This window comes from Actimicrobium sp. CCI2.3 (genome assembly GCF_035019065.1).
In the GTDB taxonomy this organism is placed as follows: Bacteria; Pseudomonadota; Gammaproteobacteria; order Burkholderiales; family Burkholderiaceae_D; genus Actimicrobium.
On sequence record NZ_JASJWR010000116.1, the window covers coordinates 1 to 209 of the forward strand.

Below are 209 nucleotides of genomic sequence, written 5' to 3' on the forward strand. Positions count from 1 at the left end.
GTTGATGTTGATGTTGATGTTGATGTTGATGTTGATGTTGATGTTGATGTTGATGTTGATGTTGATGTTGAAGTTGAAGTGGCAGTTGACTTTGACCTGTCCCGCATTGAAGCAGCTGCCAAAAGCCGGAGGCAGGCAGGGGATAAGAAGGACGCATGTCTGAGCGAAGCGAGTTTGCGGCCTTCCCCCTGACTGGCTCCGGCTTTTGG

General features: G+C 49.8%; 1 protein-coding gene. It reads left to right on the forward strand.

The genetic code is table 11. The features are described 5' to 3' along the window. A partial coding sequence (locus QN370_RS20660) for a hypothetical protein (RefSeq protein ID WP_323581839.1) occupies positions 1-192 on the forward strand: 192 nt, incomplete at its 5' end. Between the last annotated feature and the right edge of the window lie 17 nt (positions 193-209).